The sequence below is a fragment of the Bordetella sputigena genome, assembly GCF_965137885.1.
GTDB classification, from domain to species: domain Bacteria; phylum Pseudomonadota; class Gammaproteobacteria; order Burkholderiales; family Burkholderiaceae_B; genus Bordetella_C; species Bordetella_C sputigena.
The window spans coordinates 310110-334764 of the sequence record NZ_CBCSCA010000007.1 but is presented as its reverse complement, the minus strand read 5'-3'; the positions used below and the strand labels follow the sequence as shown (position 1 = coordinate 334764).

The 24655-nt window shown below is 67.8% G+C and carries 19 protein-coding genes; 2 read left to right on the top strand and 17 right to left on the bottom strand.

Annotation, left to right across the window (positions count from 1 at the left end; all coding sequences use genetic code 11):
* Positions 1 to 7 precede the first annotated feature (7 nt).
* The 17 genes from ACNA0R_RS16195 to ACNA0R_RS16115 all read right to left on the bottom strand — a co-directional run bounded on the left by ACNA0R_RS16195 (position 8) and on the right by ACNA0R_RS16115 (position 22167).
* A complete protein-coding gene (locus ACNA0R_RS16195) occupies positions 8 to 1432 on the bottom strand; it encodes an MBOAT family O-acyltransferase (RefSeq protein ID WP_415827045.1) in 1425 nt (474 codons plus the stop codon).
* Positions 1433 to 1506: 74 nt separating this feature from the next.
* The gene (locus tag ACNA0R_RS16190; RefSeq protein ID WP_415827044.1) at positions 1507 to 2205 is read right to left on the bottom strand and encodes an alginate O-acetyltransferase AlgF; all 699 of its coding nucleotides are present in this window, start codon (positions 2203 to 2205) and stop codon (positions 1507 to 1509) included.
* Positions 2202 to 2864, bottom strand: a complete 663-nt coding sequence (locus tag ACNA0R_RS16185; protein WP_415827043.1) for an SGNH/GDSL hydrolase family protein — start codon at positions 2862 to 2864, stop codon at positions 2202 to 2204. Before ACNA0R_RS16185 ends, ACNA0R_RS16190 begins: the two co-directional genes overlap by 4 nt.
* Positions 2865 to 2928: 64 nt before the next feature.
* Positions 2929 to 7119 carry a cellulose biosynthesis protein BcsC gene (locus ACNA0R_RS16180; protein WP_415827042.1) on the bottom strand — a complete coding sequence of 1397 codons (4191 nt, stop codon included), beginning with the start codon at positions 7117 to 7119 and terminating at the stop codon, positions 2929 to 2931.
* A complete protein-coding gene (gene bcsZ, locus ACNA0R_RS16175) occupies positions 7095 to 8474 on the bottom strand; it encodes a cellulose synthase complex periplasmic endoglucanase BcsZ (RefSeq protein WP_415827040.1) in 1380 nt (459 codons plus the stop codon). The genes ACNA0R_RS16180 and bcsZ overlap by 25 nt, the downstream gene beginning before the upstream one ends.
* Positions 8475 to 8479: 5 nt before the next feature.
* Entirely contained in the window at positions 8480 to 10801 is a 2322-nt protein-coding gene (gene bcsB / locus ACNA0R_RS16170; RefSeq protein ID WP_415827039.1) for a cellulose biosynthesis cyclic di-GMP-binding regulatory protein BcsB, read from the bottom strand.
* Entirely contained in the window at positions 10798 to 13035 is a 2238-nt protein-coding gene (gene bcsA, locus ACNA0R_RS16165; RefSeq protein ID WP_415827038.1) for a UDP-forming cellulose synthase catalytic subunit, read from the bottom strand. Before bcsA ends, bcsB begins: the two co-directional genes overlap by 4 nt.
* Positions 13032 to 13811, bottom strand: coding sequence for a cellulose biosynthesis protein BcsQ (bcsQ, locus tag ACNA0R_RS16160; protein WP_415827037.1), 780 nt, complete (start codon positions 13809 to 13811; stop codon positions 13032 to 13034). Before bcsQ ends, bcsA begins: the two co-directional genes overlap by 4 nt.
* Positions 13808 to 14428, bottom strand: coding sequence for a cellulose biosynthesis protein BcsP (bcsP, locus tag ACNA0R_RS16155; protein WP_415827036.1), 621 nt, complete (start codon positions 14426 to 14428; stop codon positions 13808 to 13810). Before bcsP ends, bcsQ begins: the two co-directional genes overlap by 4 nt.
* Positions 14429 to 14440: 12 nt before the next feature.
* The gene (gene bcsD, locus ACNA0R_RS16150; protein WP_415827035.1) at positions 14441 to 14857 is read right to left on the bottom strand and encodes a cellulose biosynthesis protein BcsD; all 417 of its coding nucleotides are present in this window, start codon (positions 14855 to 14857) and stop codon (positions 14441 to 14443) included.
* Positions 14858 to 15229: 372 nt separating this feature from the next.
* A complete protein-coding gene (locus ACNA0R_RS16145; protein ID WP_415827034.1) occupies positions 15230 to 16129 on the bottom strand; it encodes a polysaccharide deacetylase family protein in 900 nt (299 codons plus the stop codon).
* 110 nt (positions 16130 to 16239) lie between these two features.
* A complete protein-coding gene (locus tag ACNA0R_RS16140; protein ID WP_415827033.1) occupies positions 16240 to 16950 on the bottom strand; it encodes an ABC transporter ATP-binding protein in 711 nt (236 codons plus the stop codon).
* Positions 16928 to 17710 carry an ABC transporter ATP-binding protein gene (locus tag ACNA0R_RS16135; protein ID WP_415827032.1) on the bottom strand — a complete coding sequence of 261 codons (783 nt, stop codon included), beginning with the start codon at positions 17708 to 17710 and terminating at the stop codon, positions 16928 to 16930. The genes ACNA0R_RS16140 and ACNA0R_RS16135 overlap by 23 nt, the downstream gene beginning before the upstream one ends.
* Complete coding sequence (locus tag ACNA0R_RS16130; RefSeq protein ID WP_415827031.1) at positions 17707 to 18705, bottom strand: branched-chain amino acid ABC transporter permease; 999 nt, start codon at positions 18703 to 18705, stop codon at positions 17707 to 17709. Before ACNA0R_RS16130 ends, ACNA0R_RS16135 begins: the two co-directional genes overlap by 4 nt.
* Positions 18706 to 18712: 7 nt before the next feature.
* Complete coding sequence (locus tag ACNA0R_RS16125) at positions 18713 to 19582, bottom strand: branched-chain amino acid ABC transporter permease (protein ID WP_415827030.1); 870 nt, start codon at positions 19580 to 19582, stop codon at positions 18713 to 18715.
* A gap of 70 nt (positions 19583 to 19652) precedes the next feature.
* Complete coding sequence (locus tag ACNA0R_RS16120) at positions 19653 to 20831, bottom strand: ABC transporter substrate-binding protein (protein ID WP_415827029.1); 1179 nt, start codon at positions 20829 to 20831, stop codon at positions 19653 to 19655.
* A gap of 43 nt (positions 20832 to 20874) precedes the next feature.
* Entirely contained in the window at positions 20875 to 22167 is a 1293-nt protein-coding gene (locus tag ACNA0R_RS16115; RefSeq protein WP_415827028.1) for an amidase, read from the bottom strand.
* 201 nt (positions 22168 to 22368) lie between these two features.
* Here ACNA0R_RS16115 and ACNA0R_RS16110 point away from each other — a divergent pair, with 201 nt between their 5' ends.
* Both ACNA0R_RS16110 and ACNA0R_RS16105 read left to right on the top strand, forming a co-directional pair.
* Positions 22369 to 23256: a LysR substrate-binding domain-containing protein gene (locus tag ACNA0R_RS16110; protein ID WP_415827027.1), complete on the top strand. Its 888-nt coding sequence runs from the start codon at positions 22369 to 22371 to the stop codon at positions 23254 to 23256.
* A 99-nt stretch (positions 23257 to 23355) separates the two neighbouring features.
* Positions 23356 to 24393 carry an asparaginase gene (locus ACNA0R_RS16105; protein ID WP_415827026.1) on the top strand — a complete coding sequence of 346 codons (1038 nt, stop codon included), beginning with the start codon at positions 23356 to 23358 and terminating at the stop codon, positions 24391 to 24393.
* Positions 24394 to 24655 lie beyond the last annotated feature (262 nt).

Here is a 24655-nt window from a genome sequence, read left to right as displayed (position 1 = left end):
TCATGGCTCAGAACTGGAAATAAAGAAAGGGCACGGCGCCGCGGCTGGCGATCAGCGCGAAGGAAAACAAAAAGCCCAGCACCGGCCACAGCGCGCCGGCGGCGAGCACCAGCGGATTCCGGTGCCGCTCGATCCAGGGCAGCAGCGCCGGCGCGAAGGCGCAGAACACGCCCAGCAATATCGCCAGCAGGTGGACCGGCCGCAATGCCAGCTGCATCTCGTCGCCCAGCGCGGCGCCATGCAGGCCGAACTGCCCGGCATACATCGCCAGCGCGCCGTCGAAAGTATGGGCGCGGAAAATCGTCCAGGCCAGCATCACGAAAAGCAGCGTCAGCAGGCGCGCGGGCAGGCGCGGCAGCGCCGGCAGGCCGCCGTTCAGCCACAGCCGCTCCACGCATAGCGCCACGCCATGCGCGATGCCCCACAACAGGAAATTCCAGCTATCGCCGCCATGCCATAGTCCGGCGATGGCCATCGTCAGCAGCAGGTTCCGATAGGTGCGCAGCGCGCCGTGCCGATTGCCGCCCAGCGGGATATACAGGTAGTCGCGCAGCCAGGTGGAAAGCGATATGTGCCAGCGCCGCCAGAAATCCTGGATGCTGCGCGCCAGGTAAGGATGAAGAAAGTTCTCCGGAAAGTGGAAGCCCAGCATCAGCCCCAGGCCGATGGCCATGGCGCTGTAGCCGGCGAAATCGAAGAACAGCTGCAGCGTGTAGCCCAGGCAGCCCAGCCAGGCATCGGCCAGCGTGGGGCGCGGCAGCGCGAAGGCCGTATCCACCAGCGGCGCCAGCGTATCGGCGATCAGCACCTTCATGCTCATGCCTATCATGAAGCGCCGCGCGCCCAGGGCGAACTGCGTCCAGTCCACCGTGCGCGCGACCAGTTCGCGCTTGACCCAGTCGTAGCGGATGATGGGGCCCGCGATCAGGTGCACGAACATCGCCTGATAGGCGCCGAACGTGATGAAGCTATAGTCGGCCGGGACCGTGCGCCGATAGACGTCGATCAGATAGGAGATCGACTGCAGCACGATGAAGGAAAGCCCGATGGGAAGGATGACCCGTTGCCAGCCGATGGGACGGCCGCCGGCGGCGCCGATGGCGGTGTTCAGCGTGTCGACCAGGATGTTGGCGTACTTGTACCAGCACAGTGTACCCAGCGCGATGGCGATCAGCAGGGCCAGCGTCCAGCCGCGGCGCGGGCCGTCGCCGGCCTTGTCGATGAGGATGCCGCCGAGCCAGCCCAGCAGTGTCAGCGCGATGAACAGCAGCAGGAAGACGGGGCTCCACCAGCCATAGAAGATCCAGCTGCAAACGAGCAGCACGGCATTGCGGCGATGAACGGCGCGGCCGCCTCCCACTCCCGCCAGGACATACAGGATCAGGAACGCCGGCAGGAACAGCGTGAGGAATTCCAGCGACGCGAAGACCATGGAAGCATTAGGTTGGAGTGAATAAGCGGTGAGCCGGATAGGCGATCAACCTGGCGATCGCCGGGGAATCCCGGTCAACGCGCCAGGATGTCGTCGGCCCGGATCAAGCGCGGTCCGCCGCTCGCGTTGCCGGGCACCAGCAGCACGCTGTAGCGTTTGCCGGCCTGCAGCTGGCCCAGGTCCAGGGGCGCGCCGGCCGCTTGTCCACCGCACGCGCCTTGCACCGACAGCGCAACGGCATTGATGTCGCGTCGCTTCAGCGATCCCGGCGCGACGTCCTGCGCGATGGCGACGTTGCGTCCCGCCGCCATCAGGGCTGCCGGCGTGCATGACGCATCCAGGTTGTAGAAGGCCAGCGACGCCTTCAGGCCGTTGAAGTCGTCGGGCTTTTCGGAGATGGTGACAGTCTTCAGGCCGCCCGCGGCATCCGGCAGCACGACCACCGTGGCGAAGGCGCCGGCGTCCACGCGTACGGATACGGCGGCGCGCGCCGCGGCCTGCTCCACCGTGCCGGCGATGGCGCCGCGGGCCTTCACGGGCAGGAAGTCGGTGGCCGGCCTGGCGCTGTCCAGTACGATGCGCGCCTGGCGATTCTCGGGTATCACGGTGACCGGCGCCGCGGTGCCGTTGACGAACCGCAGGAACGAAGCGTCTTCGGACGGACCGGTTTCGTATAACTGCGTTTCGGCCGCGACGGCGGCGTGCGGCGCGAAGCCGTGCAGGGCAAGGGCGGCAAGCGCCAGGACGGCCCAACGCGTCGGGATGGATTTCATTTCTTCTCCATGCCCTTGACCATGGGCAGGTCCAGTACGGCCTTGGTGATGGCATCGCCCCATTGCTTGTAGCCGGGCGCGGTGAAGTGCTGGCCGTCGACAGTGCCCCACTGTCCCGGCTTGGAGAAATTCAGCGAATCGATGTACGCGCAGGGCGCGACGTTGGCCGCCAGGAAACTGGACATCAGCTTGACGCGGGCGAAGGTCTTGCCGAACTTGCCGCCTTCGCTGCCCCAGGCCGGCCCGATCCAGATGCAGGCGGTATTGGTGGCGGCGATGTCGCCGGTCAGCGCGGTGACCTGCTGCCATACCCAGGTCTTCGGAAAATCCGGCTTGTCGTAGGCCGCCATGGTGTCGCCCATGACGATCATGACGATGTTCGGCTTGTCGTTGGCGATCAGCTGCTTGATCGGCGTGGTCTGCGGATTGGCGCCCAGCACCTTGATCTGACCCTTGTCGATGCGCTCGGCGCCGCCGCAGGTGCCCGTCGTGACCTTGGTCCAGTCGCCGGCATTGGCGCCGCAGATGCCCAGCGAATGCACGTGCGCGCCCTGCTGCACCAGGTCGTCGTGCAGCGTGCTGATCAGGTGCGTGGGCACGGTCATGTGGCTGTCGCCGATGATCAGGATGGACAGTCCGGCGAGTACGGCAGGTAGCATGTGTTTCTCTCTTCGATGAACAAACGGGAACGCGATGTCGACGATGGCAAGTGGCGCGCGGTCCTTATTGCGCGTAGGGCGATTTGATCGAGGCGGGAGGCAGGCTGACGCCGCCCGGCATGGGGTCGAAGGTGTAGCGCGCGTAGAGCCCGCCCACCCACTGGCGGTAGTCGCGCGAGTTATCGATGGACGCCATGCCGCCCAGGAACAACTGCGGGCCGACCTGGTATTCCGCGCTGGTCGCCAGGCTGTAGCCCACGCCGGTCTTGCTCTGGCCGTCGTAGCGGGCGTCGGGCGAAGCCGTCAGGCCTTGCGCGTAGGCCAGCGCCGCGGCGGTGCTGGCGGCGTTCTGCAGGCTGCCGCTATTCGGGAAGTAAGGCGAAGAGTCGGTGCGGAAGTACTGCAGGCCCAGCGACCCTTGCACCTGGTAGCTGAAGTTGCCGCGGCGCTGCGCCCAGTTGATGGGGACGCTGAGCGCGTAATACTCCTGCGGGCTGAAGTAGCCGCCTTGTCCGTAGGTGAAGAAGCTGAGGTTCTTGTCGTAGGACATGGCCGTCAGGTTCACGCCGCTGGATAGCTGGTAGCCGCTGTCGCGCAGCAGGTACTTGTACAGGCCGGCGCCGCCTTCCAGGCGCGTGTTCGATTCGACGTTGCGGCCGTCCAGCGATTGCCACGATCCATAGCCGTAGACGCCGTAGTCGCCATAGTCCTGCGTCAATTGAAGGCGTACGCCGGTGGCGGCGACCGCGCCCCAGGATTGTCCGGTGCGCGCGTCGCGCGCGCCGGCGAAGGACAGCAGGCTGTCGGTCACCGGGCGGCGGGACAGCTCGGCCGTATACGACAGGCCGCTGTCGTCCAGCGGACGGTTCAGCTTCACGCCGCCTATCACGTTGGTATAGCGAAAGCCGATGGGCGTGCTGCCGAGGTCGGCGGACAGCCCCTGCGTTTCGTAGGCCACGGATACGCCCACGCCGTGATCGCTTTGCGACCCCGCCGAGCCGACGGCGCCGCTCTGCTGCGCCAGCGCCGCGGCCGGGCCGCCGCCGAAGCGGCTGCTGGAGCCGTAGCCGTTGCCCACCGATCCGGCCTGCAGGGTCGTCGGTGTGACCTTCAGGAACAGGTTGCCGTCGCCCACCGGCAGGCGGGCCTGCGCGGGCGCCTCGATGTCGTTGAGCTTGCCCATGCCGGATTCGCCGTTGCGGTTGCGGCCCATCACGCCGACCTGCGCGTAAGGCGTGCCGGTGCGCAGGAGCTGGTCGAGCTCCTGCTGGATGGAAGGCGGCGTCGCGGCTTGCGTGGACGATGCCGCGCCGTAGGCGGGGTCGTCCGCGCGCGGCGGCGCGCCGGCATAGCCCGAGGCCGCGGCATAGGCGGGCGGTGCGTAGCCCGCTGGCGGCGCATAGCCTGGTGGCGCGGCATAGCCGGGCGCGGCCGCGTAGCCCGCCTGCGGTGCGTATCCGGGCGGCGGTGGGTATCCAGGCGCGGGAGGATATCCGGGTGGAGGAGCGTATCCCGGCGGTGCCGTATAACCGGGCACCGCGGCTCCCGCGTAGGCATACTGCGCCGAGCCGGCCGCGGGATAGGGACGCGGCGCCGGCAGCGAGGACGCCGGCGCGGGAATGTATGCATCGCCGCTGCCGCCTTTGTCGCCGCCCGCGCCGGCCAGGGCTTGCGGCAAGGGCAAGGGCGCCATGCCCAGCGTGGACTGGGTACGCTGGCCCGGCAGGCCGACGAAGGGGTTGGCGGCGGCGGGCGAGGCCGCCGCCACCTGCGCACCGGCGCCGCCGGATTGCTGCGCGGCCAGCGCGGCCTTCAGCAGCTGCGCCGCCTTGGCCGTCTTGCCCTGTTCGCGATAGATGCGCGCGGCCGAGGCAAGGACGTCGGCGTTGTCGGGCGCCAGCGATATCGCCCTTTGCGCCGACTTGTCGGCGTCGTCGTAGTCCTTGACCCGGTTGGCCATCTGCGCGGCGCCCAGCTGCACATCCACATTGTCGGGATCCGTGCGCTGCAGCCGTTTGTAGATGGCCAGCGCCTTGGCGTATTCCTGCGCGGACGCATACATGCGGGCCAGCGTGCCGGCCACCAGCGGATCCTCGGGACGCTCCTGCAGTACGGGCGCCAGGATGTCATAGGCGGCCACCAGATCGTCGCGCTGGCGCAGGGCCTCGGCCTGGCGCACGATGTACAGCACGCGCAGATTGTCGAAGCTGTCCTTATCGGCCTGGGACAGGCGCTGGCGCCGCAGGGAACGCAGCACATCGACGAGTTCGCCGTCGCGGCCGGTCTTGAGCAATAGCGACGCGTACTGCAGCGACAGCGACGGCGGCGGCGGGTTGCGCGCCGCCATCGCATCGCGCAGCATGGCCGTACCGGTGGCGGGATCGCCCGCATCCACGTAGGCCAGCGCCAGGGCGCCCAGCATGTCGGGATCCTGGCCGGCATAGGCGGTCGTCTGTGCCAGCAGGTTCAGCGCTTCCTTGCGCCGGCCGCTTTGCGCCAGGCGCGTCGCCAGCGCGGCTTGGGATTGCACCCAGGTGCGGCGTTCCAGGAGCGTCATGTCGGCGGTGCGCGCCCGCTCCGGGATACGCCGCAGCGTGGCCAGCGCGGCAGGCCAGTCCTTGGCTTGCGCGGCGACCAGCGCGCTGGCGTACAGCGCTTCGTTGTCGCCAGGGCGCGCCGCCGTGAGTTCATCCATCAGGCTCGAAGCACGGGCCTTGTCGCCGGCCTTCAAGTACAGCCGCGCGAGCGCGACCCGCATCCAGGGATCCGCGGGATCTTCCTTGACGGCCTGTTGCCATGCCGCCTGCGCCGCGGCCGTGTCGCCGCGTGCCAGTGCCGCCTGGGCCCTGCCATCGTCCAGCGCGGCGCGCAGCGTATCGGCGCCGCCGAGCGCCGTGCGTTGCGCCGGCGTCAGGCCGTCGACGATGCGTTTCGCTTCGGCCTCCCTGCCGTTGCGCGCCAGTACCGAAACCAGTCCGCGCAGCGCATCCGCGTCGTTCGGCGAATTGGCGACAGCGCTGCGATACAGGCGCTCCGCATCGTCCAGCCGGCCTTCGCCCGCGGCGATCGCGGCCAGCTGGTTGGCGGCGGCGGGATCGCGCGGCGACAGGCTCATGGCCTGGCGCAGCAGGCGGTCGGCGCCGGCGGCGTCGCCGGCCTGGCGCGCCGCGTTCGCGCGGGTGACCAGCGCCCAGTAGGAGGCACTGTCCAGCGCGCTTTTCCAGCGCGTGCCGCCGTTGCGCACGGCGCGCTCCAGCAGGGTTTTCGCGTCCTCGTAGCGCTGCTGGCGCAGCTGCACCACGCCCAGGCCGCCCAGGGCGTCGGCGTAATCGGCGCGGGCCTTCAGCACCGTGTTGAAGCTGGCTTCGGCGGCCGCCATCTCGCCCTGCTCCAGCGCGCGCAGGCCGGCGTCCGTGCGGACGCGCAGCGGGTCCAGCGGCGCCGCGGCCGCGCCGACGGGTGCCTTGCCGATGTTGGCGTACTGCTGGCGCACTTCTTCGTCTTCCGGGTGCGCCTTCAGATAGGACTCGAACAGCGGCGCGTCCACCTTGCGCGGCGGATTGCCCAGGAAACCCAGGGCCTCGCGCCAGCTTTCGGTGGCGGCGCCGCCCACGTCGGGCAGCGTCGAGAGTTTCTCCAGGGCGCGTATGCCGTCGGCGCGCGTCGTCTCGTCCAGCGCCGTGATCTGCGCGATGTTCAGCCGGATTTCGTTGTTGCCCGGTTCCTCGCGCGACAGGCGCTGCAGGTTGCGCAGGGCTTCGGCGCGCCCGGCCGCGGTGTAGCCTAGCCGGCTGTAGTACTCCAGTGCGATATCGCCGGTGGGATGCGGCACGTTCTTGAACGCGGCGCGGTAATTTTCCAGCGCGGCGTTCTGGTCGTTGGACTGGACGGCCAGACGGGCCTGCTCCAGCCGCCGCTTGCCCTCGCCGCCGCCCAGTTCGATGGCCTGGTTCAGGCGCGCCACGCGCACGTTGTCGGGATCGAGCGCGCGCAGCCGCTCCAGGTATTTGCGCGCCTCGGCGGGTTTGTTGGCCTTGACCGCGTCGATGCCCAGGCCATACAGCGCGTCGGGCTGGTTGGGGTCGATGCGCAGCAGCTTCTGCCAGGCCTCGCCGGCACGTTCCGCATTGTTGCGCTGCTGCCAGTACTGGCCTTGTTTCACCAGGACGTCGATGGCGTTGTCCTGCGCCCATGCGGCCAGGGGCAGCAACGCGGCGAGCAGGCCGGCGGCTAGGGAGCTGAGACGCGGCGGCATGATGTTTCCCAGGAAGGTTGGACGATACCGGTGATGTGGAAGCGATAGCGCCCTTCGCTCCAGCCCAGGCCGAAGAGGGTCAGGACGTAGTCGTAATAAGGGGCTTGCGTGTGCGCGGCGTCGGCGTGCGCGCGGGCTTGCGCGAGCAGGGTCTGAACGCGCGCGCGTTGCGCTTCGAGCAGATCGGCGCGGCGGGTGGCCTGCAGGTAAGGCAGCAGGGCGGCGGAAAAGCCGAAGGGGCCGGTGCCGGCGGCGACACCCGTGGCCGTCCGCACGGATTCCGGCGGGTAGCCCAGCGCGGCCGTGGCGGCGGCCATGCCGCGCGCCGCGGCGCGCAAGGGCATCGCCAGCGGGTCGTCGTCGGGAGTCACGCCGGCCCACATGTAGGCGCGTATGGCGTCGTAGCTGCCGACGTCGCCCTTGACCGGGTCAGTGGCGAAGCGGCCGGCGGCGCCAGTGGGCCTGGCGGCTTGCGCGGCGGGTGCCGCGCCTGGCGCGATGGCTGGGGTTGCCGCGGCCGGCGCGGCGCGCTTGGCGCCCGGGGCCGCCGGGGCTGTGGACGGTGTCGAAGACGTCGAGGCCGCTGTCGGCGCCACGTAGGCCGTCCAGTCTGCCACGTAGCCCGTGTCTACGCCGGCGGCGTAGACCGCCGGCGTGTTGCGAGCGATCTCCTGCCACAGCGCGCGATTGCCCGCGCCGGCCAATCTGCGCAGCACCGGCGGCGGCAGATAGCTGGCGTTCAAGCGCCAGATGCCGCCGGGCAGGTCGAAGCCCATGGGGCCGGGCAGCAGCATGTGGCCCAGGCCGGGCAGCCGCGCGGTCTCCTCGGCCTCGATGCGGGCCAGCAGCGCCTGTCCGCTGGCCGAGTAGTCCTTGCGGCCCCAGAGCCTGCCCGCTTCCAGCAGGTCATAGGCCAGCCACAGGTCGGCGTCGGCGGCGGCGTTGGCGTCCAGCACGCGCCACGCACCGTCCGGCGCCTGGCCCCAGAACCAGGCCGGCAGGCGCTTGCCGATGTCGCCGCCGGCAAGGTTGGCTTCGGTCCATTTCCAAAGCCGGTCGAAGACGGCCTGGTCACCCGCCACCAGGGCGAAGAACATGCCGTATGACTGGCCTTCCGAAGAGGTGTGGCGCTGCGGGGTGCTGGCGTCCAGTACGCGGCCGTCCGCCTGGATGAAGCGGGCCTGGAAGTCCTGCCACAGCGGCCACGCCGGCGCGGCGCAGCTCGTTGCGTCCCGGCCGGCAGCGGCCACCGGCGCCGGCATGGCGACGACGCACGGCAGGCACACCGACAGCACCGCGAGCGCGCGCGGCCATGCGTCCGGCGCGCTCAGCAAGGATCGAAGCGCCCGCGCCATATGCATTACTGCTTCAACCGCCGCTGCGCCCGCGCATGCAGCGACCAGTACAGCACCGCGGCCAGCAGCAGCGCACCCAGCAGGCAGCAGGCCAGGAACACGAACAGGTGGCGGCTGAAGAACCACTCCGTGTATTCCACCGGCCCCAGCTCGCCGACGTAGTAGCTTTCCTGCGCCAGCAGGCTTTCCACTTGCTTGCCGCGCACCATCGCCAGCGAGCCCTTGATGCCATGGTCGCTGCTGCTGTCATCCAGCAGCACGTCCAGCGCGTCGGCCAGGCCTTGCGGCTTGTTGCCCGAGACGACCACCACGCTGCGGCCGGGCGTAAGCGGGGATTCGAAGCCCGCCAGCATCGCATCGGCGCTATCGCTGCTGAACGCGACCATGTCGCGCGGCTGCTCGGGCGCGCCCAGCCAGGCGGATGTTTTATAGACCAGGTCGGACAGGCTGAAGCGCTTGTCCTTGCCATCCACGGAAGCGGGCATGTATTGCGCCCACTGCTTCAGCAGCGGCTGGTTGTCGCCGGAAGCGATCACCAGCAGGTCCTTGTCGGCCAGCTTGCCCGACTGCCCGGGCTGACTCACGGTCACGCCGGTGGCGGGGTAGCCCGTCGATGCGCCCAGGCGCCCCAGCAGCGTCAGATAGGCGCTGTAATCGGACACCGCGGGCTGGTCCGGCAGCACCACGGTGGTTTGCGACAGGTCCGCCATCCGCGTGAAGGGGAAGCCGGCCTTGTCGAACGCGGTCAGGTCGGGCATGGCGATGAAATGCGGCAGATGCGAGATATCGATCGTCGAATCCGGATCGATGGCGCCACGCACGTTGTCCAGCAGCGCGTCCTTGCAATCGCCCTGCTTCAGCACGTCGTAGGAGTAATACAGCTGCAGCTGCGAGCGCGGCGGCAGCAGGAACAGCGGCAGCTCCAGGCGCTTTTCCGCCGGCAGCGTGGCGTCGGAGACCAGCTTGTCCGCCAGCGACGGCGCCTTGGCGGCGGGCAACGGAATGCCCTGCACGAACTGGTCGTTCAGGCTGATGCTGAGCACGGACTTGTCGCTGGTCGGCCGCGGCGTATAGCGATACTTCAGGTCCACCGGCACGCGCTTGTCGCGCCAGGCGAACAGGTCCGGCGGCAGCCGCAGGTTCAGGCGTATCAGGTCCGGCCGATAGCCGGCCACGTTCAGCGCGCGGCCTTCGGCCAGCTCGCCGAACTTGACCGCGCGGTCGCTGGGCAGCCAATTGGGCGCGTCGTAAGGCTTGCGCGGCGCCAGCGGCTGCAGCTTGGTAATGGTGGCGGTGGCGCCGGACATGGTCTGGCTGCCCAGGACAAGCGCGTTCGCGGCGGTCTTCAGCTCGGCGCTGTCGCGCCCCTGGAGCACCAGCAGCTTGCCGTTGGGATCGTTGGGATTGGTCACCACGGCGATCGTCGGTCCGTTGACCGCGGCGGGCGCGGCGCCGGCGGACTGCAGGCCCGGCACGGTGGTGCCGCCCGTGATCAATACCACCGCATTGCCTTCCTTGGGCAACTGGCCTATCGATGCCGGAAAGCGCGCGCCGCGATAGTCCGCCAGCGCGCCGAACCACGACGACAAGGCCCCCGCGGCTTCCAGCGTGCCGGAGTCGGGATTGCCCGCGAACACCATGGGCAGCACCAGCCGGCGCACGTCGCGGCGGTCGAAGAAGGGCAGCGGCAGGGTCGACAGATCGTTGCGCATGCGCAGCGGCGCCACCGTCAGCTCCAGCACGCTCTGGTTGCCGACATTGGCCCACAGGCTCGAATGCAGCGGGTCTTCGCACTGCATGGTGTAGTGACCGATCAACTGCAGGTTCAGGCGGTTGAAATCGGTGATCAGGCGCGGCGGTATGTCGACCGTGCGCTGCAGGTTCTTGCCGCCGTCTTCCTTGGGCACCGGAATGCTGTAGGCGACTTCGCCGTTGACCATGACGTTGATGTGCGACAGATCGGGCAGCAGCGCAGGCGAGTATGCATAGTCCAGCTTCAGCTTCGCCGCGGTCACCACTTCGTCCGCGCGCACGCTGAAAGGCACGCCATTGCTGCCGTCCACGCCGGTGATGTTCAGCGGATATTGCGCGCCCAGCTGGCGCAGCGTCAGTGCGTAGGTGCGCGAACCGTCCGCCGCGGAGGCGGACGCGCCGCCTGCCGTGCCGCCGGACTGCGCCCCGCTCGATGCGGCGTTCATCGCCGCGCCGGCAGCCGCCTCGACAGGCGCCGCGCCGGCGGTGTGGAATGCGCTGGCCAGCAGCGTGCCGGCAAGCGTGCCGCACAGGCCGCGGCGTGCGCGGCGGACACGATGAAGGAACACGGTCATCTATCTCTCGCAGTGCCGGTGGGACTTTGCGCCGCGGCCGCGGCGGCGGGGATGGCCGCCGGCGCACGGCGGCGCTGGCGGAAGGGTTCGTAGAACGTATGGCGCAGCAGCAGCGCGAAGCCGTGCATGCCTATCCGGGTGACCTCGCGCAGCGCCGCCAGCGGTGCGTCGGGTTTGCGATTGCCCCAGCCCGATGCCCAGGTGTCCGCGCGGGCGAAGGTCAGTTGGGAGAGCTGCACCTGCTGCGCGACGCTCAAGGCATCGAAGCGCAAGCCCACCCGCTCGTCGCGGCTGAACACCGCGGTGGCGGGAAACACGCCTTCCTCGTCGCCGCGAAAGATCGATACGCGCACTTTCTCGTGCAGCGGCACGTTGCAACCGGCCGGCAGTACCAGGCCCAGCCCCGTTTGCGAAAAATCGCTGGTTTCGCAGACGATGGTCTTGCCGTTGTCCAGCTTGATCGCCGCGGGCAGGCGCGCCGCCACGCGCGGGTCATTGCGCAGTTGCCGGCTTTCGGCGGCCACCGCCACGCTGGCGCTGGTGATGATGATGTTGTAGACCGTCCAGGCCAGGTTGATGCACACGGTGGTCCTGACGTCGGCGTCGCCATGGCCCAGGGCCAGCGTCGCCAGGCCGGCGAGCATGCCGGCGACATTCAACGCCAGCAGCACGATATAGGGCCGCGCCATCGTCCAGTCGAAATAGGATTGCTCGATGATGCCGCCCTTGGAGGTCACGTTGAATTTCCCCAGCTTGGGGTTCACCAGCGCCAGCATCACGGGCCGCATGATGTACCAGGCCAGCACCGATTCGTAGACCTCGTTCCAGAAGGAATGGCGGAAGCGCCCCTGGATGCGCGAGTTGGTGATACTGGCGTGCAGCAGGTGGGGCAGCGCATAGACGGTGATCATCAGCGCCGAGGCCTGGAACACGTGGGCGCCGAAGAACAGATAGGCCAGCGGCGCCGTCAGGAACACGATGCGCGGCAAGCCGTAGAAGAAGTGCAGCATCGCGTTCAGGTAGCACAGGCGCTGGCCGAACTTGAGCCCCTTGCCCACCAGCGGATTGTCCACGCGGAATATCTGCGCCATGCCGCGCGCCCAGCGTATGCGCTGGCCGATGTGCGCGGCCAGGCTTTCGGTGGCCAGCCCCGCCGCTTGCGGTATGCCCAGGAAAGCCGTGTTGTATCCGGCGCGGCTCAGCTTGAGCGCGGTATGCGCGTCCTCGGTGACGGTTTCCACCGCCACGCCTCCCACCTCTTCGAGCGGCGCGCGGCGCAGGATCGCGCAGGACCCGCAGAAGAAGGCCGCGTTCCACAGATCGTTGCCGTCCTGCACCAGGCCGTAGAACAGCTCGCCTTCGTTCGGGACGGCGCGTCCCGTACGCAGGTTCTTTTCGAAGGGATCGGCCGAGAAGAAGAAATGCGGCGTCTGCAGCATGGCCAGCTTGCGGTCCTTCAGGAACCAGCCCATGCAAAGCTGCAGGAAAGAACGCGTCGGCACGTGGTCGCAATCGAAGATCGCGACGAACTCGCCCTGGGTCTGCTTAAGCGCCCAGTTCAGGTTGCCCGCCTTGGCGTGGCGATTGTCTTCGCGGGTGATGTAGCCCGCGCCGACTTCCTGGCAGAAATCGCGGAATTCGGCGCGGCGGCCGTCGTCCAGCACATACACCCGCAGCTTGTCCGCCGGCCAATCCATGGTCAGCGCCGTATAGACCGTCTGCCGCACCACGTTCAAAGGCTCGTTGTACGTCGGGATGAAGATATCCACCGACGGCCACAACGCCATATCGGCCGGCAGCGGCGTGGGCTTGCGGCGCAGCGGCCAGGCGGTTTGCAGATAGCCCAGCAGCAGCACGGCCAGCGCATAGCATTCCGCCAGCACCAGGCCCCAGCCGAACAGCGTATCGGTCAGGTTGTCGAAGTCCAGCGTCGCCGTCACGCGCCAGTACATGTAGCGCAGCGAGGCCGTGCAGGACAGCACGATCAGCGTCAGCACGGCCAGCTGTCCGCGGATGCGGCGTACGCATAGCGCGAACAGGAAGGTGACCACGCAGAACATCAACTGCTGCTCCAGCGTCAACGGAATGATCACCGTCAGCCATACCAGCAGGATCGCCAGGATGCCTATCGCCATGCGCAGCGGCAGGCTGGCCCAGATGCCGCGCTGTAGCAGCCGGTCCCCGGGCGCCGGCCCGGCCGGCGGATAGTGGAACGACTGCGTCTCGCGCGTCATGGCGTCGGTCTCCCGGCATCGCCCAGGCGCGCCAGGACGTGCCGCGCGCATTGCTGAAGGTCATGCGCGGCGCGGCCGTGCGGATCGTAGTCCAGCACGTTCATGTTGCAGGCCAGCGCCTCGCGTACCGATTCGTCGTCGTGGATGACGCCGACGGTGCGTTCGCCCAGGCTCTGCCGCATGACTTCGACTACATCCTGGGCCAGGCGGCGCGAACGGTCCACCTGGTTGATGGCATAGACGCAGGGCGTGTCGCCGCGCGGCTTGGCGCCGCCGTAGGCTTCGACCATCGACGCCGTGGCGGGCAGGGTCGCGTACGAAGCGGCGTCGGCCAGCGTGACCGCCACGACCAGGTCCGCGGCGGCGATCGCCTGCCGCGTATATACGGACGGGCCAGGCGGCGTGTCGATCAGGACGATGGCGTCCTCGGACAGCTGCATGGCGCGCAGGCGCGCCGCCAGCAGGCCCGGCTCGTCGCGCAGGCGGCGCTCCAGCCGATCGCGATCGCTTTCCGGCAGCTGGCCGTGCGGCACCACGTCCACGCCGTGCTTGCCGGCCAGGCGCGCATCGTCCCATGGCCGGTCGGACAGGGTCGCACGGGCCAGTCCATCCATGCCGCCCTGGCCGGCTTCGGCGTGCAGGCGCAGCGCGTTCTGCGGGTCCAGGTCGACGGCTACCACGGCGCGTCCCATGCGGGCGAACGCGGCGCCTATGTTCGCGCTGATCGTCGTCTTGCCGACGCCGCCCTTGGCGGATATCACTGCAATGGTCTTCACGATGAAAGCAGCCGCTTGAACAGGTCGGGCAGGCCCGGCGAGGCCGGCTCGGATGGGGCGCCCTCCACCAGGCGGCGCAGGGGATTCGGCTGCGCGCCGGCGGCCGTTGCCGGCGTGGCGTTGCCAGCGGACGGCATCGGCGGGGGCGTGATACCCGTGCTAGTCGCGGGCGCATGCGCCGCGTGCGGCTGCGCGCCGGCGCCTTGCGTATCGGCGGGCGCGGCCATGTGCTCGTTCGCGGCGAACTCGGCGGCGGACTCGCCGGCCGGCATCCTGGCCGTCAGCTCGGGGGCCTGCGGGATCACGAAAGCGCGCGGTACTTCGCGGCTGAAGGGCTTGGGGTTGGGCGGTATGAATTGCGGCCGCGGCCTGGCCCGTTCGGTGGCTGCGTCCGCGGCCTCGGCCGCGGGCCGGGCGGCTTCCGCCAACACGGCGGCGTCGTCCGCGCCCACCGCCGGCGCCTCCACCGGCCGCAGCGGGTCTATGGCCGACAGCATGGGCCAGCGCGCCCGAGCTTGGCTGGCCGCGGCCAGCGTGGCGATTTCCTGATAGCCCGCGGGATCGCCGCCGAACTGCGCGTACAGCCGCGCGATATCGCTGTCGTCATCGGAATGCATGCGCCGGGCCCCTCATCTGGAAAATACGAATCGCAGGCTGCCCGTAGCGGGATCGGCCTGTTGCAGCCGTACCTGCAGTGTGTCGCCGGCCCCCGCGGCCGACATCCAACCCTGGTACACGCCTTCCAGGAAGGCGGGCGTCCAGTCCAGCTCGCCGGCGCCGAACGCGGCCGCCAGCGGCGAGCAAAGGTGTTCGATCAGTAGCGCCGCATCGTCCAGGTCGGCCAGCTCGACCAGCCCCCAATCCAATGGTTGCCATGCCGCGTTCATGGCATCGCGCAACTCGGCGATGCTGCCGCAGGCGGGCAAGGGATGCTGGGCGGCGAAGCGCGCACCGATACGGCGCATCAGGCCGCGCAGCTCGTCCGTCGACAGATGCGCGCGAAACTCCTCGGCCTGGGCCCGGAGGAAATCCCGCCACTGCGGCATGCAAAGGCGGCCATGCAAATACGCTAATGCGGCACCTTGCATACAAGATCCCTCAACGAGTTGCAGTGCATGCGGATTAGGCCGAAATGCTGCGGGCGGGACGCATGTGCGACTGATTGTGAGTTAAGGATCTTTGTTTAACAAGGCGCCCTGTTGTGTAACTCCACAAGCTACCAGGCTTTATCGAATTATTTCTTGGGCCCCGGGGGATTGTTGCGCCGCATCGAGGGGAATTTCACGGAAGATACCGAAGAGAGCCAAACAATTGCTCAACGTTGCAGAAATAACTTGTGGCGTCTTGCCAACGTAAATTCAAAAAAAAGCCGCGCCAGGCGTCGTCCGGCGCGGCATCCCTCCCGCTACATCAAGTGTTCAAGGACGGATCATTACGCCGTCCTTCAATCCCGCGCAGTGGTCGTAGATTTCCCCGGGGCGGGTGAACCACACCTTGTCGCGCTGCGGATGTTCGACGATGTGCTTCAGTGCCCGCCGCAGCGCGCGCAGGCGATAAGGCTGGCCGACGATCATCGTGTGCAGGGCGATGCCGCACACCAGCGGCTGTTTCTCCGACTGGACCAGCATTTCCTCGAACTGCTCGATGATCATCTGTTCGAAGTCCTGCGCGGTGTGGCGCCGCACCAGCATCTGCGGGGAATCGTTGATTTCCAGCGGATACGGCACCGACATCAGCGGGCCGGAGCGGGTCTTCATCCATACCGGCTGGTCGTCGGCGGGCCAGTCCATCACGAACTTGTAGCCGGTATCCACCAGCAGTTCGGGCGTCTGCGCGCTTTGCGACATCCACGGCCCCATCCAGCCGCGCACGTCCTGGCCGGCGTGTTTCTTGATGGCTTCACGCACTTCGGTCAGCAGGCGGGCTTCGTCGGCGGGCCATAGGTGGCCTTGCGCTTCGGCGTTGGTGCGGCCGTGGCCGATGAGTTCGTCGCCGCGCTTCAGGATGGGCTCCAGCACGTCCGGAGCGTACTCGAACAGCACCGTGTTCATCAGGTGCGAGGCCGGCAGCTCCAGTTCGTCGAACAGTTCCAGCAGGCGCCATACGCCGACGCGATTGCCGTAGTCGCGCCAGGCGAAGCCGCGCGCGTCGGGCTGCGGCAATTCGGTGCCCAGGTGATGGCCCTTGCCGGCGCCGAAGGCGAAGTGCTCGATGTTCAGGCCCAGGTAAACGGCCAGGCGCTTGCCGCCGGGCCAGCTGTAGTCGGGGCGTTTGGTGATGGCGCTGTACGGATACCGGTCGTGGTAGGGAAGTAGCATGGGTTCGATCCGAGTGTGAGAGTCGACGACAGAGTGAAGTTCAGGGGTTTGGCGCGTGGATGTCCACAACGGGGCGGCCTCGGCGGGGCCTCGCCGGGCCGTTCGCGTCGCTACACCCCCAGGAAAGCGGTCTGTACCTTGGGATCCTCCAGGAGCGCGGCGGATTCGTCGTCGAATACCTTTTCGCCCAGCTGCAGGATGGCCGTGCGTCTGGCCACGCGCATCGCCCAGTTGGCATTCTGTTCCGCCAGCACGAAGGCCAGGCCTTCGCGCTGCTGGATTTCCAGCAGGATGTCGCCGATGCGTTCGACGATGATGGGCGCCAGCCCCAGCGAAGGCTCGTCCAGCAGGAACAGCTTGGGGCCGCTCATCAGCGCGCGGCCGATGGCCAGCATCTGCTGCTCGCCGCCGGACAGGCTGCCCGCCGCCTGCCGCGCGCGTTCCTTCAGGCGCGGAAAATAGCCGAACATCTGTTCCATGCGCTCGGCCAGGCGATCGCCGCCGCGGCCGAAGGCGCCCATCTTCAGGTTTTCCTGCACCGACAGCGACGGAAACACGCGGCGGCCTTCCGGCGAAAAGCCTATGCCCAGCTTGACCACTTCCGATGCGGCCAGGCCTTTGATGCTTTTGCCTTGCCACAGGATGTCGCCGCCGTAGCCGCTGACGAGTCCGGTGATGGCCTTGAGCGTGCTGCTCTTGCCGGCGCCGTTGGAGCCGATCAAGGCCACGGTTTCGGCTTCGCCTATGCTCAGGCTGATCGCGCGCGTGCCGGCCACGCGGCCGTAGCGCACGTCCAGATTACGCAATTCCAGCAGTGACATTCCTAGTTCCCAAGTAAGCCTCGACGACGCGGCGGTCGCGCAGGACTTCATCCGGCTTGCCGCGCGTCAGTTCCTGGCCCGAAGCCACCACCAGCAGGCGGTCGCACAGGCCGGCGATGAAGCGCATGTTGTGGTCGATGACCATGACCGTGACGCCCGACTCGCGCACGCGCAGGATGGCGTCGCGCACCTGGTCGGTTTCCTCGGCGCTGAGGCCGGCCACGGGTTCGTCCAGCATCAGCAGCGTGGGCCGCGCCGCCAGCGCGATGGCGATGCCCAGGATCTTCTGCATGCCGTAGGGCAGGCTGCCGGCGGCATCGTCGGCCACCGCGGCCAGCCCCATGCGATGCAGCAGCTCTTCGACCTGGGCATCCGATTCGGCGCGCTGGCGCCTGGCGCGCGGCGTATCGAACAGCGTGGCCAGGAAGCCGGGATAGCGCGTCAGATAGGAGCCGCGCACGATGTTTTCGCGCACGCTGCGCTGCGCATAGACCGCCGTCGATTGGAAGGTGCGCACCAGGCCGCGCTCGGTCAGGCGCGAAGGCGCCATGCCGGTGACGGTTTCCTCGCGGAAGACCACCGTGCCGCGCGAGGGCTTGATGACGCCGCTGATCAGGTTGACCAGCGTGGTCTTGCCGGCGCCGTTGGGGCCGATGACGCCCAGGATCTCGCCTTCATAGACCTCGAAGGTAACGCCGTCGACGGCCTTCAGGCCGCCGAAGCTGATGCCTATGCCGTCCACATTGAGCAGCTTTTTCATGCGCGCGCCTCCTTGTTGTCGCGCCGCGCGCCGCGCAGCATGGCGGCCAGCCCGACCAGGCCGGACGAGAACGAGGCCATCACCAGGATCAGCGCCACGCCGAACAGGATGCGCTGGATTTCCACGTAGCCGCGCAGCAGTTCCGGCAGCGCCACCAGGAAGACCGCGCCGACGATGGGACCGACGACGTTGTACATGCCGCCCAGCACGTTCATCACCACCAGGTTCAGCGAGTCCGTCATGCCGAAGGTGGTGGGATCGATGTAGTGCATGAAGAACGCCAGCAGACCGCCCTGCAGGCCCACCAGCGCGCAACCCAGCACGAAGATGCCGACCTTCAGCCGGATGACCGGCACGCCGGCGCATTCGGTGACGCGTTCGGCTTCGCGCGCCGCATCCATGGCGCGTCCGACCTCGGACATCAGCAGGCGGATGCACAGCGCCGCCACCAGCACCGCGGCGACCAGGGCGATGTAGTACTGCGCCAGCGGCGAGCTCCAGCCGGCATGCAGGTCGGGCAGGTTGGACAGGCCATTGGAGCCGCCCGTCACGCTTTCCCACTCGACCAGCACCAGGCGGATGATCTCGCCCAGCAGGAAGGTGACCAGCACGAAGTACTTGCCGGTCAGGCGCAGCACGATCGGGCCCACCAGCAAGGCCAGCAGCGCCGAAGCACCCGCGCCTATCGCCAGGCCGACGAAGGGCGACACGCCCAGCTTCAGCACCGACAGCGCGCAGGCATAGGCGCCCACGCCCATGAAGCCGGCATGCGAAAACGAAATGTGGCCGGTGCGGATGATCAGGTGCAGGCTGAGCGCGCCGATGACGTTCAGCAGGATCAGCGCGCCGATGGCCAGGATGAAGGCATTGTCGGCCACGTGCGGCAGCACGGCCAGCACCACGGTCGTCAGCACGCCCATGGCCAGCACCTTCATTCCGCGCGGCGCGCCGTCGGTATGGCGCGCGATGGGGGGATTCAAGGAAGTATTCGACATGGCGGCCTCAGCGTTCCGGTTTTCCAAGCAGGCCCCACGGGCGCACCACCAGCAGCGCGATGACCACGCCGAAGGATACGAAAGTGGAGGTGGCCGAGCCATAGAAGGTGGACAGGAAGCTTTCGCCGAAGCCGAACAGCACGCCGCCCAGCGCCGCGCCGGGGATGCTGCCCATGCCGCCCAGGATCACCACGATGAAGGCCACCATCAGCGGGCGCTCGCCCATGAACGGCGACAGCGCATAGGTCTGCGCGTAGATCGCGCCGGCGATGGCGGTCATGAAAGCGGCCAGGAAAAACGCCAGCTGATAGATGCGGCGCGTATTGACGCCCTGCGCTTCGGCGATTTCGATATCTTCCGATGCGGCGCGCACGGCCAGGCCGTAGCGGCTCAGGCTCATGAAGCCCCAGAACGCCAGCAGCACCACGATCGCGATGCCGATGATCATCAGTTTGTCGGCCGGGATCGATACCGAGCCGACCGAAACCATGCTGTCCAGCGCGGCGGGTATCGAACGTTCGTAGACGTCGAAGATCAGCACGCAGCTGTAGACGATGGCGATATCCAGTCCCAGCAGGCCTATCATGCTCTGGAACATCTTCTGGTAGAAGCGGCGGTACACCAGCCATTCCAGAATCATGCTGCCGGCGGCGACGGTCAGCCCGGCCAGCAGGATGGCCACCACATAAGGCAGCTTGAACTCGCCGAAGTAATAATGCAGCGCATAGCCGCCCAGCATCGCCAGGCTGCCATGCGCGAAATTGACCACTTTCATGATGCCGAACAACAGCGTGAACCCCAGGGCGATCAGGACGTAGATCGCGCTGAGGCTCAGGCCGTTTATCAGCACCTGGGTCAGGACCGGTGCGGAAAACATGCAATCCCCTAAAAGGCGGAACGCACGGCGTGGCGGCCATCATCCGGCCGCCGCGCCGCGCGGATAAGGCTTATTCCTTGACGGGCGTCAGGGACGTAATGGTCTGGGGCTTGCCGTCCTTGATCTGGGTGATCCAGAACTTGTTCAGCAGCTGGCGATTCACGCCGTAGGCCTTCTGGCCGCCCCACACCACCGGACCGTAGATGCCGGCGTCGTAGCCGCCGATGTTCTCCAGGGCGGTGCGGACCTTGTCGGTGTCGGTCACGGTGCCGGCATTCTCCAGCGCCTTGAACAGGATCTTGGCGGAGTTGTACCAGCCCGGCGTCTGCGCATTGATCACGCCGCTCCAGCGCTTCTTGTAGGCATCGACGAACTTCTGCGCGCCGGGTTCGCGGAAGTCGAACACGTCATAGGACATGAAGCCTTCGGCGTTGGGGCCGGCGATGTCGTTGATTTCGTCGATGCCGGGGCCGCCGACCTGCCAGATCAGGCCCTTGTAGCCGATCTGCCGCGCCTGCTTGACCAGCAGGCCCGCTTCGCCCGGCGCGTTCAGGTTCAGGTCCAGGATGTCCACGCCCTGCGCCATCATGCGCGTGAGCAGCGGCGTGAATTCCTTGGAGCCGCGCTCATAGCTTTCCGACCACACGGTGTAGCCGTTGTCCTTGTAGGTCTGGCCCAGGGTGGGCAGCACGACCTGACCGGTGGCGTCGTTGGGCACGATCAGCGCGACCTTCTTGACCTGCGGATGGGTTTCCTTCAGCCACTTCACCATCGCCGGGCCGAACTCGATATTGCTGTTCATCGAGCGGAAGTTGTAGCCGTTGGCGCCGCCCTGCTTGAGGATGTCGGGCGCGTAGCCATTGGACAGCACGATGACCTTGGCCTGGTTGGTGATGGGCACCACCGCCATGGCCGACGGCGTGCCGATGGGGCCGATGACGAACTTGACCTTGTCGTAGTTGACCAGGCGCTCGGCCGCGGTGCGGCCGCCGGTGGCGGTGTACTTGTCGTCGTACATCACCAGTTCGGGCTTGTAGGTCTTGCCGCCGACCTTCAGCCCGCCTTGTGCGTTGACCTCGTCGATGGCCATCTGCACGCCGCGCTGCACGGCCAGGCCCCAGGCGGTGCCGCCGCCGGACAGCGGTCCGATGCCGCCGATCTTCAGTGTCTCCTGCGCGTGCGCGGACAGCGCGGCGCCGGCGCCCAGCGCGGCCAATATCAGGCTACCAAGCAGTTTCTTCGCATGCATGAGGCATTCCCCTTGTTCTGGAAACAGTGCGGTTGAAAATGGATCAGTGGACCGGCCGGAGCACGGAGCCCAGTACCGATGTGGCGAATCGCGCGGCGGCCAGCAGGCGGTTGTCCTGGCCGTATGCGCCTATGAGTTGCGCGCCCAGCGGCAGTCCGCCGGGCCCGGTTTCGAGCGGGAAGGAAACGCAGGGCATATGCAGCAGCGTCCAGATGGCGCCGTAGCGCGGCGACCCGGAATTGGCATGGCCGGCTTCCGCCTCGCCGTCGGCGGCGGGATAGAGCAGTACGTCATAGTCATCGAACAGCGCGCGGGCACGCGCCCGCATTTGCGCGACGTGTTGGAGCATCGCCGTGTATTCGTCCAATCCGACGTCGGCCCCGCCGCGCAGCCGGGCCTGCAGGCGTGGGCTCAGCTGGCTTTCGTTGTGCAGGCGTTCCTGCGCCAGCGTCTGGCGCGCTTCGAAGGCGAACAGGCGCAGCTGCATGGCCTCCAGCGCTTCGAACTCGGCGGGCAGCCAGAAGCGCGTTACCTGCGCGCCGGCCCTGGCCAGCGTGTCGGCGGCGCGCTCGATGGCGGCGATGGTGGACGGATGCGCGTAGTCCCATTGGCGCGACAGGCACAGGCCGATACGCGGACGCAGGACGCTGCCGGACATGACGTCGCGCGCGCCATGCAGGCCCATCGTGAAGAAGGCGGCATCGGCGACGTCGCGCGTGATCACGCCCACGGTGTCCTGCGACGGGCTCAGCGGTTTCATGCCGCCCGTCGCGATCAGGCCGAAGCTGGGCTTGTAGCCGACGGCGCCGCAATAGATGGCCGGCCGTACGATGGAGCCGGTGGTCTGCGTGCCGAAGGCCACGGGCACCATGTAGTCGCCCACCGCGGCGGCCGAGCCGCTGGACGAGCCGCCGGGCGTATGCGTGACGCGCAGCGGGTTGACTGCCTTGCTGGGCGTCTGCGTGGCGAATTCACCGGTGGCGACCTTGCCCATCAGCACGGCGCCGCGATGTTTGGCCAGGGCCACGCAGCCCGCGTCGGCGACGGGGCGGTGGCCGCGGTAGATGGGCGAGCCGTATTCGGTGGGATAGTCGACGGTGTCGAAGATGTCCTTGGCGGCGAAGGGAATGCCGCGCAGCGGTCCCGCGGGCATGGCTTCGGCTGCCCGCGCCCCGGCCAGGGCGAGCTCCGGGTCAGAGGCCACGAAGGCCTGGATTTGCTCATTGCGTTCGGCGATGCGCTCCAGGCAGGCCTGGACGACGGCGGTGGGCGTGGTCTCGCCGCGCTCGATGGCGGCGGCCGCTTCCCACGCGGTCAGCTGATTCAAAGGTTTCACTGCAACGTTCCGTGGATGTATTCGTGGCGACCCCCTTGGGGTTGCCCGGTCAGGCCGAGTCAGCGGTGGCGGCGGAAGGCGCGCGCTGTCGGCGTGGGCCGGCTGTCTGGCCTGAGTACTTTATGGAGCGTCGATTGATATGTCTAATACAATATAAGGGCATCATTAAGACAGATCTTGACCTAATCATTCGGGAAAACGATGGCTCTGCTTTCACGCGCGCTGCGGGCTTTCGTCGTGGTGGCCGAAGAGCTGCACTTCGGCCGCGCGGCGATCCGGCTGAACATCAGCCAGCCGCCGCTCAGCCAGCTGATACGGCAGTTCGAGGCGGAGGTCGGCACCGAACTGTTCGTGCGATCGACGCGTTCGGTGCGGCTGACCCAGGCGGGCGAGGTGCTCTTGCCCCGCGCACGGCGGCTGGTCGACGAGAACGACTCGATCCTGCGCGCGGTGCGGCGCGCGGGCAGCGGCGATGCCGGCCGGCTGGCGGTGGGCTTCGTCAGCACCGCGGCCTATCGCGTGCTGCCGGGCGCGATCGCGCGCTACCGCGCCAAGTATCCCGACGTGGAGCTGATGCTGTTCGAAGAGCTGACGGGCACGATCACCGATCGCCTGATGTCCGGGACGCTGGACATTGCGATCTTCCGCCGGCTGCCGCGCGCGACCGAACCGGACCTGATCTTCGAGCGCGTACATCGCGAGAAGATGGTGCTGGCGATGCCGGCCGATCATCCGTTCGGCGAACTGGCGGTGGTACCGATGGGCAAGCTGGACGGGCAGGCTATGGTGGGCTTCCAGCGCGAGGGGTCTTCGTACTTCAATGCGGTGCAGACACGCCTGTGCCGCGAGCACAATGTGCGGCCGCGCATCGTTTACGAAAGCGTGCTGCCGACGCTGCTGGCCTTGGTGGAAGGCGGCATGGGGATGGCGCTGGTGCCGGAGTCGGCGGCGGGACTGCGCAATTCCGTGGTGTACCGGCCGCTGGCGGGGCTGCCCGACGCGTTCGACGTCGATCTGTATTGCGCGCGTCGGCCGGACAACCTGAATCCGACGGCGCAGGCATTTGCGCGAATCCTGCAACAGGGCTAGTGTGACGGCCGTCGCGCGATTGCGACGACGCGGGACCCGGCCCAATCACGCTACTGTGACTCACCCCGGCATGGGCTCGCGATCCAGGGGAGCACATTCATGACAGGCAGCAGTTCTCTTCCGCGCGTGGCGATCATCGGCTGCGGCGGCACCATTACGTCGCGCGGCACGGGGCCGCTGGATACGATGGACTATCCGGAGTTCGGCACGAAGCTCAGCGTGGCGGATGTGCTGGAGGCGATTCCGGAAACGGCCTCGGTGGCGCGCACGGTGCTGGTGCCGTTCCGGGAAGTGAGCAGTTCGGCGATCACCACGCAGGATTGGTTCGCGCTGCGCGCGACGATACGGCGGATGGCGGCGGAACAGCCGGACCTGGCGGGGTTCGTGATCCTGCATGGAACGGCGTCGCTGGAGGAGACCGCGTTTTTCCTGGACCTGACAATGTCGCTGGAGCAGCCAGTCGTGCTGGTGGGCGCGCAGCGGCCGCTCAGCGCGGTGGGTTCGGATGCGCCGATGAATGTGATCGCCGCCTTGCGCACGGCGGCGGCGCCGCAGTCGCGTGGCCGTGGAGTTCTGGTGGTGTTGAACGATGAGATCTGTTCGGCGCGCGATGTGGTGAAGACGCATACGCTGCGCGTGCAGACGTTCCGGTCGGCGGATTTCGGGGCGTTGGGGGTGGTGGATCCTGACGGGGTTTTCTATTACCGGCGGAATGATGAGTCGCGTTCTTTCGCTGGTGGCGCCAGCGAACCGGCGTGGCCGGATTTCACCGCGCTGGCGGATGATGTTGCCTTGCCGCGCGTGGATATCGTGTATTCGTACATAGGCGCGGATGGCGCGCTGGTACAGGCCTGTGTGGCCGCGGGCGCGCGGGGGATCGTCTGCGCCGGCATGGCGCCGGGGATGCCGGCGCAAGCGGAGCGCGATGCTTACGAAAGCGCGCGGCGCGCGGGCTTGGCGCTGGTCCAGTGTTCGCGGGCCGGCAGCGGTCGTGTGGCGAATCGGCGGGCGCTGCGCGAGAACGGGTGGATCGCGGGGAGCTCGCTCAGTCCGCAAAAGGCGCGGATACTGCTGTCGTTGGCCCTTTCGCAGACGGAGGAGCTGGAGGTCTTGCGGGGAGTGTTTGCGCGGTTCTGAAGTTGGTGTTTCGCGGGTGGCTTGGTTTTGATGCTTCGCTGACCCGTTTGCTGGTGGTGGTTCGGTAGGCTGTTGCGGGTCTGGTGCTGTTGTGGGTCGTCGTGCTAGTGCCGTCCGTCGGGGCAGTCCCCCTGTCGGGTCCAGCCCGATCGGCCGGTCCGGCGCGCGGGCGCCGGACTCCCGCTTCGTCTTCCTCGTACGGCGGCCGAACGTCACTTGGGTTCTTGCGTCTTTTTCGCCCGGCCGTCCTCCCTACGGAAGC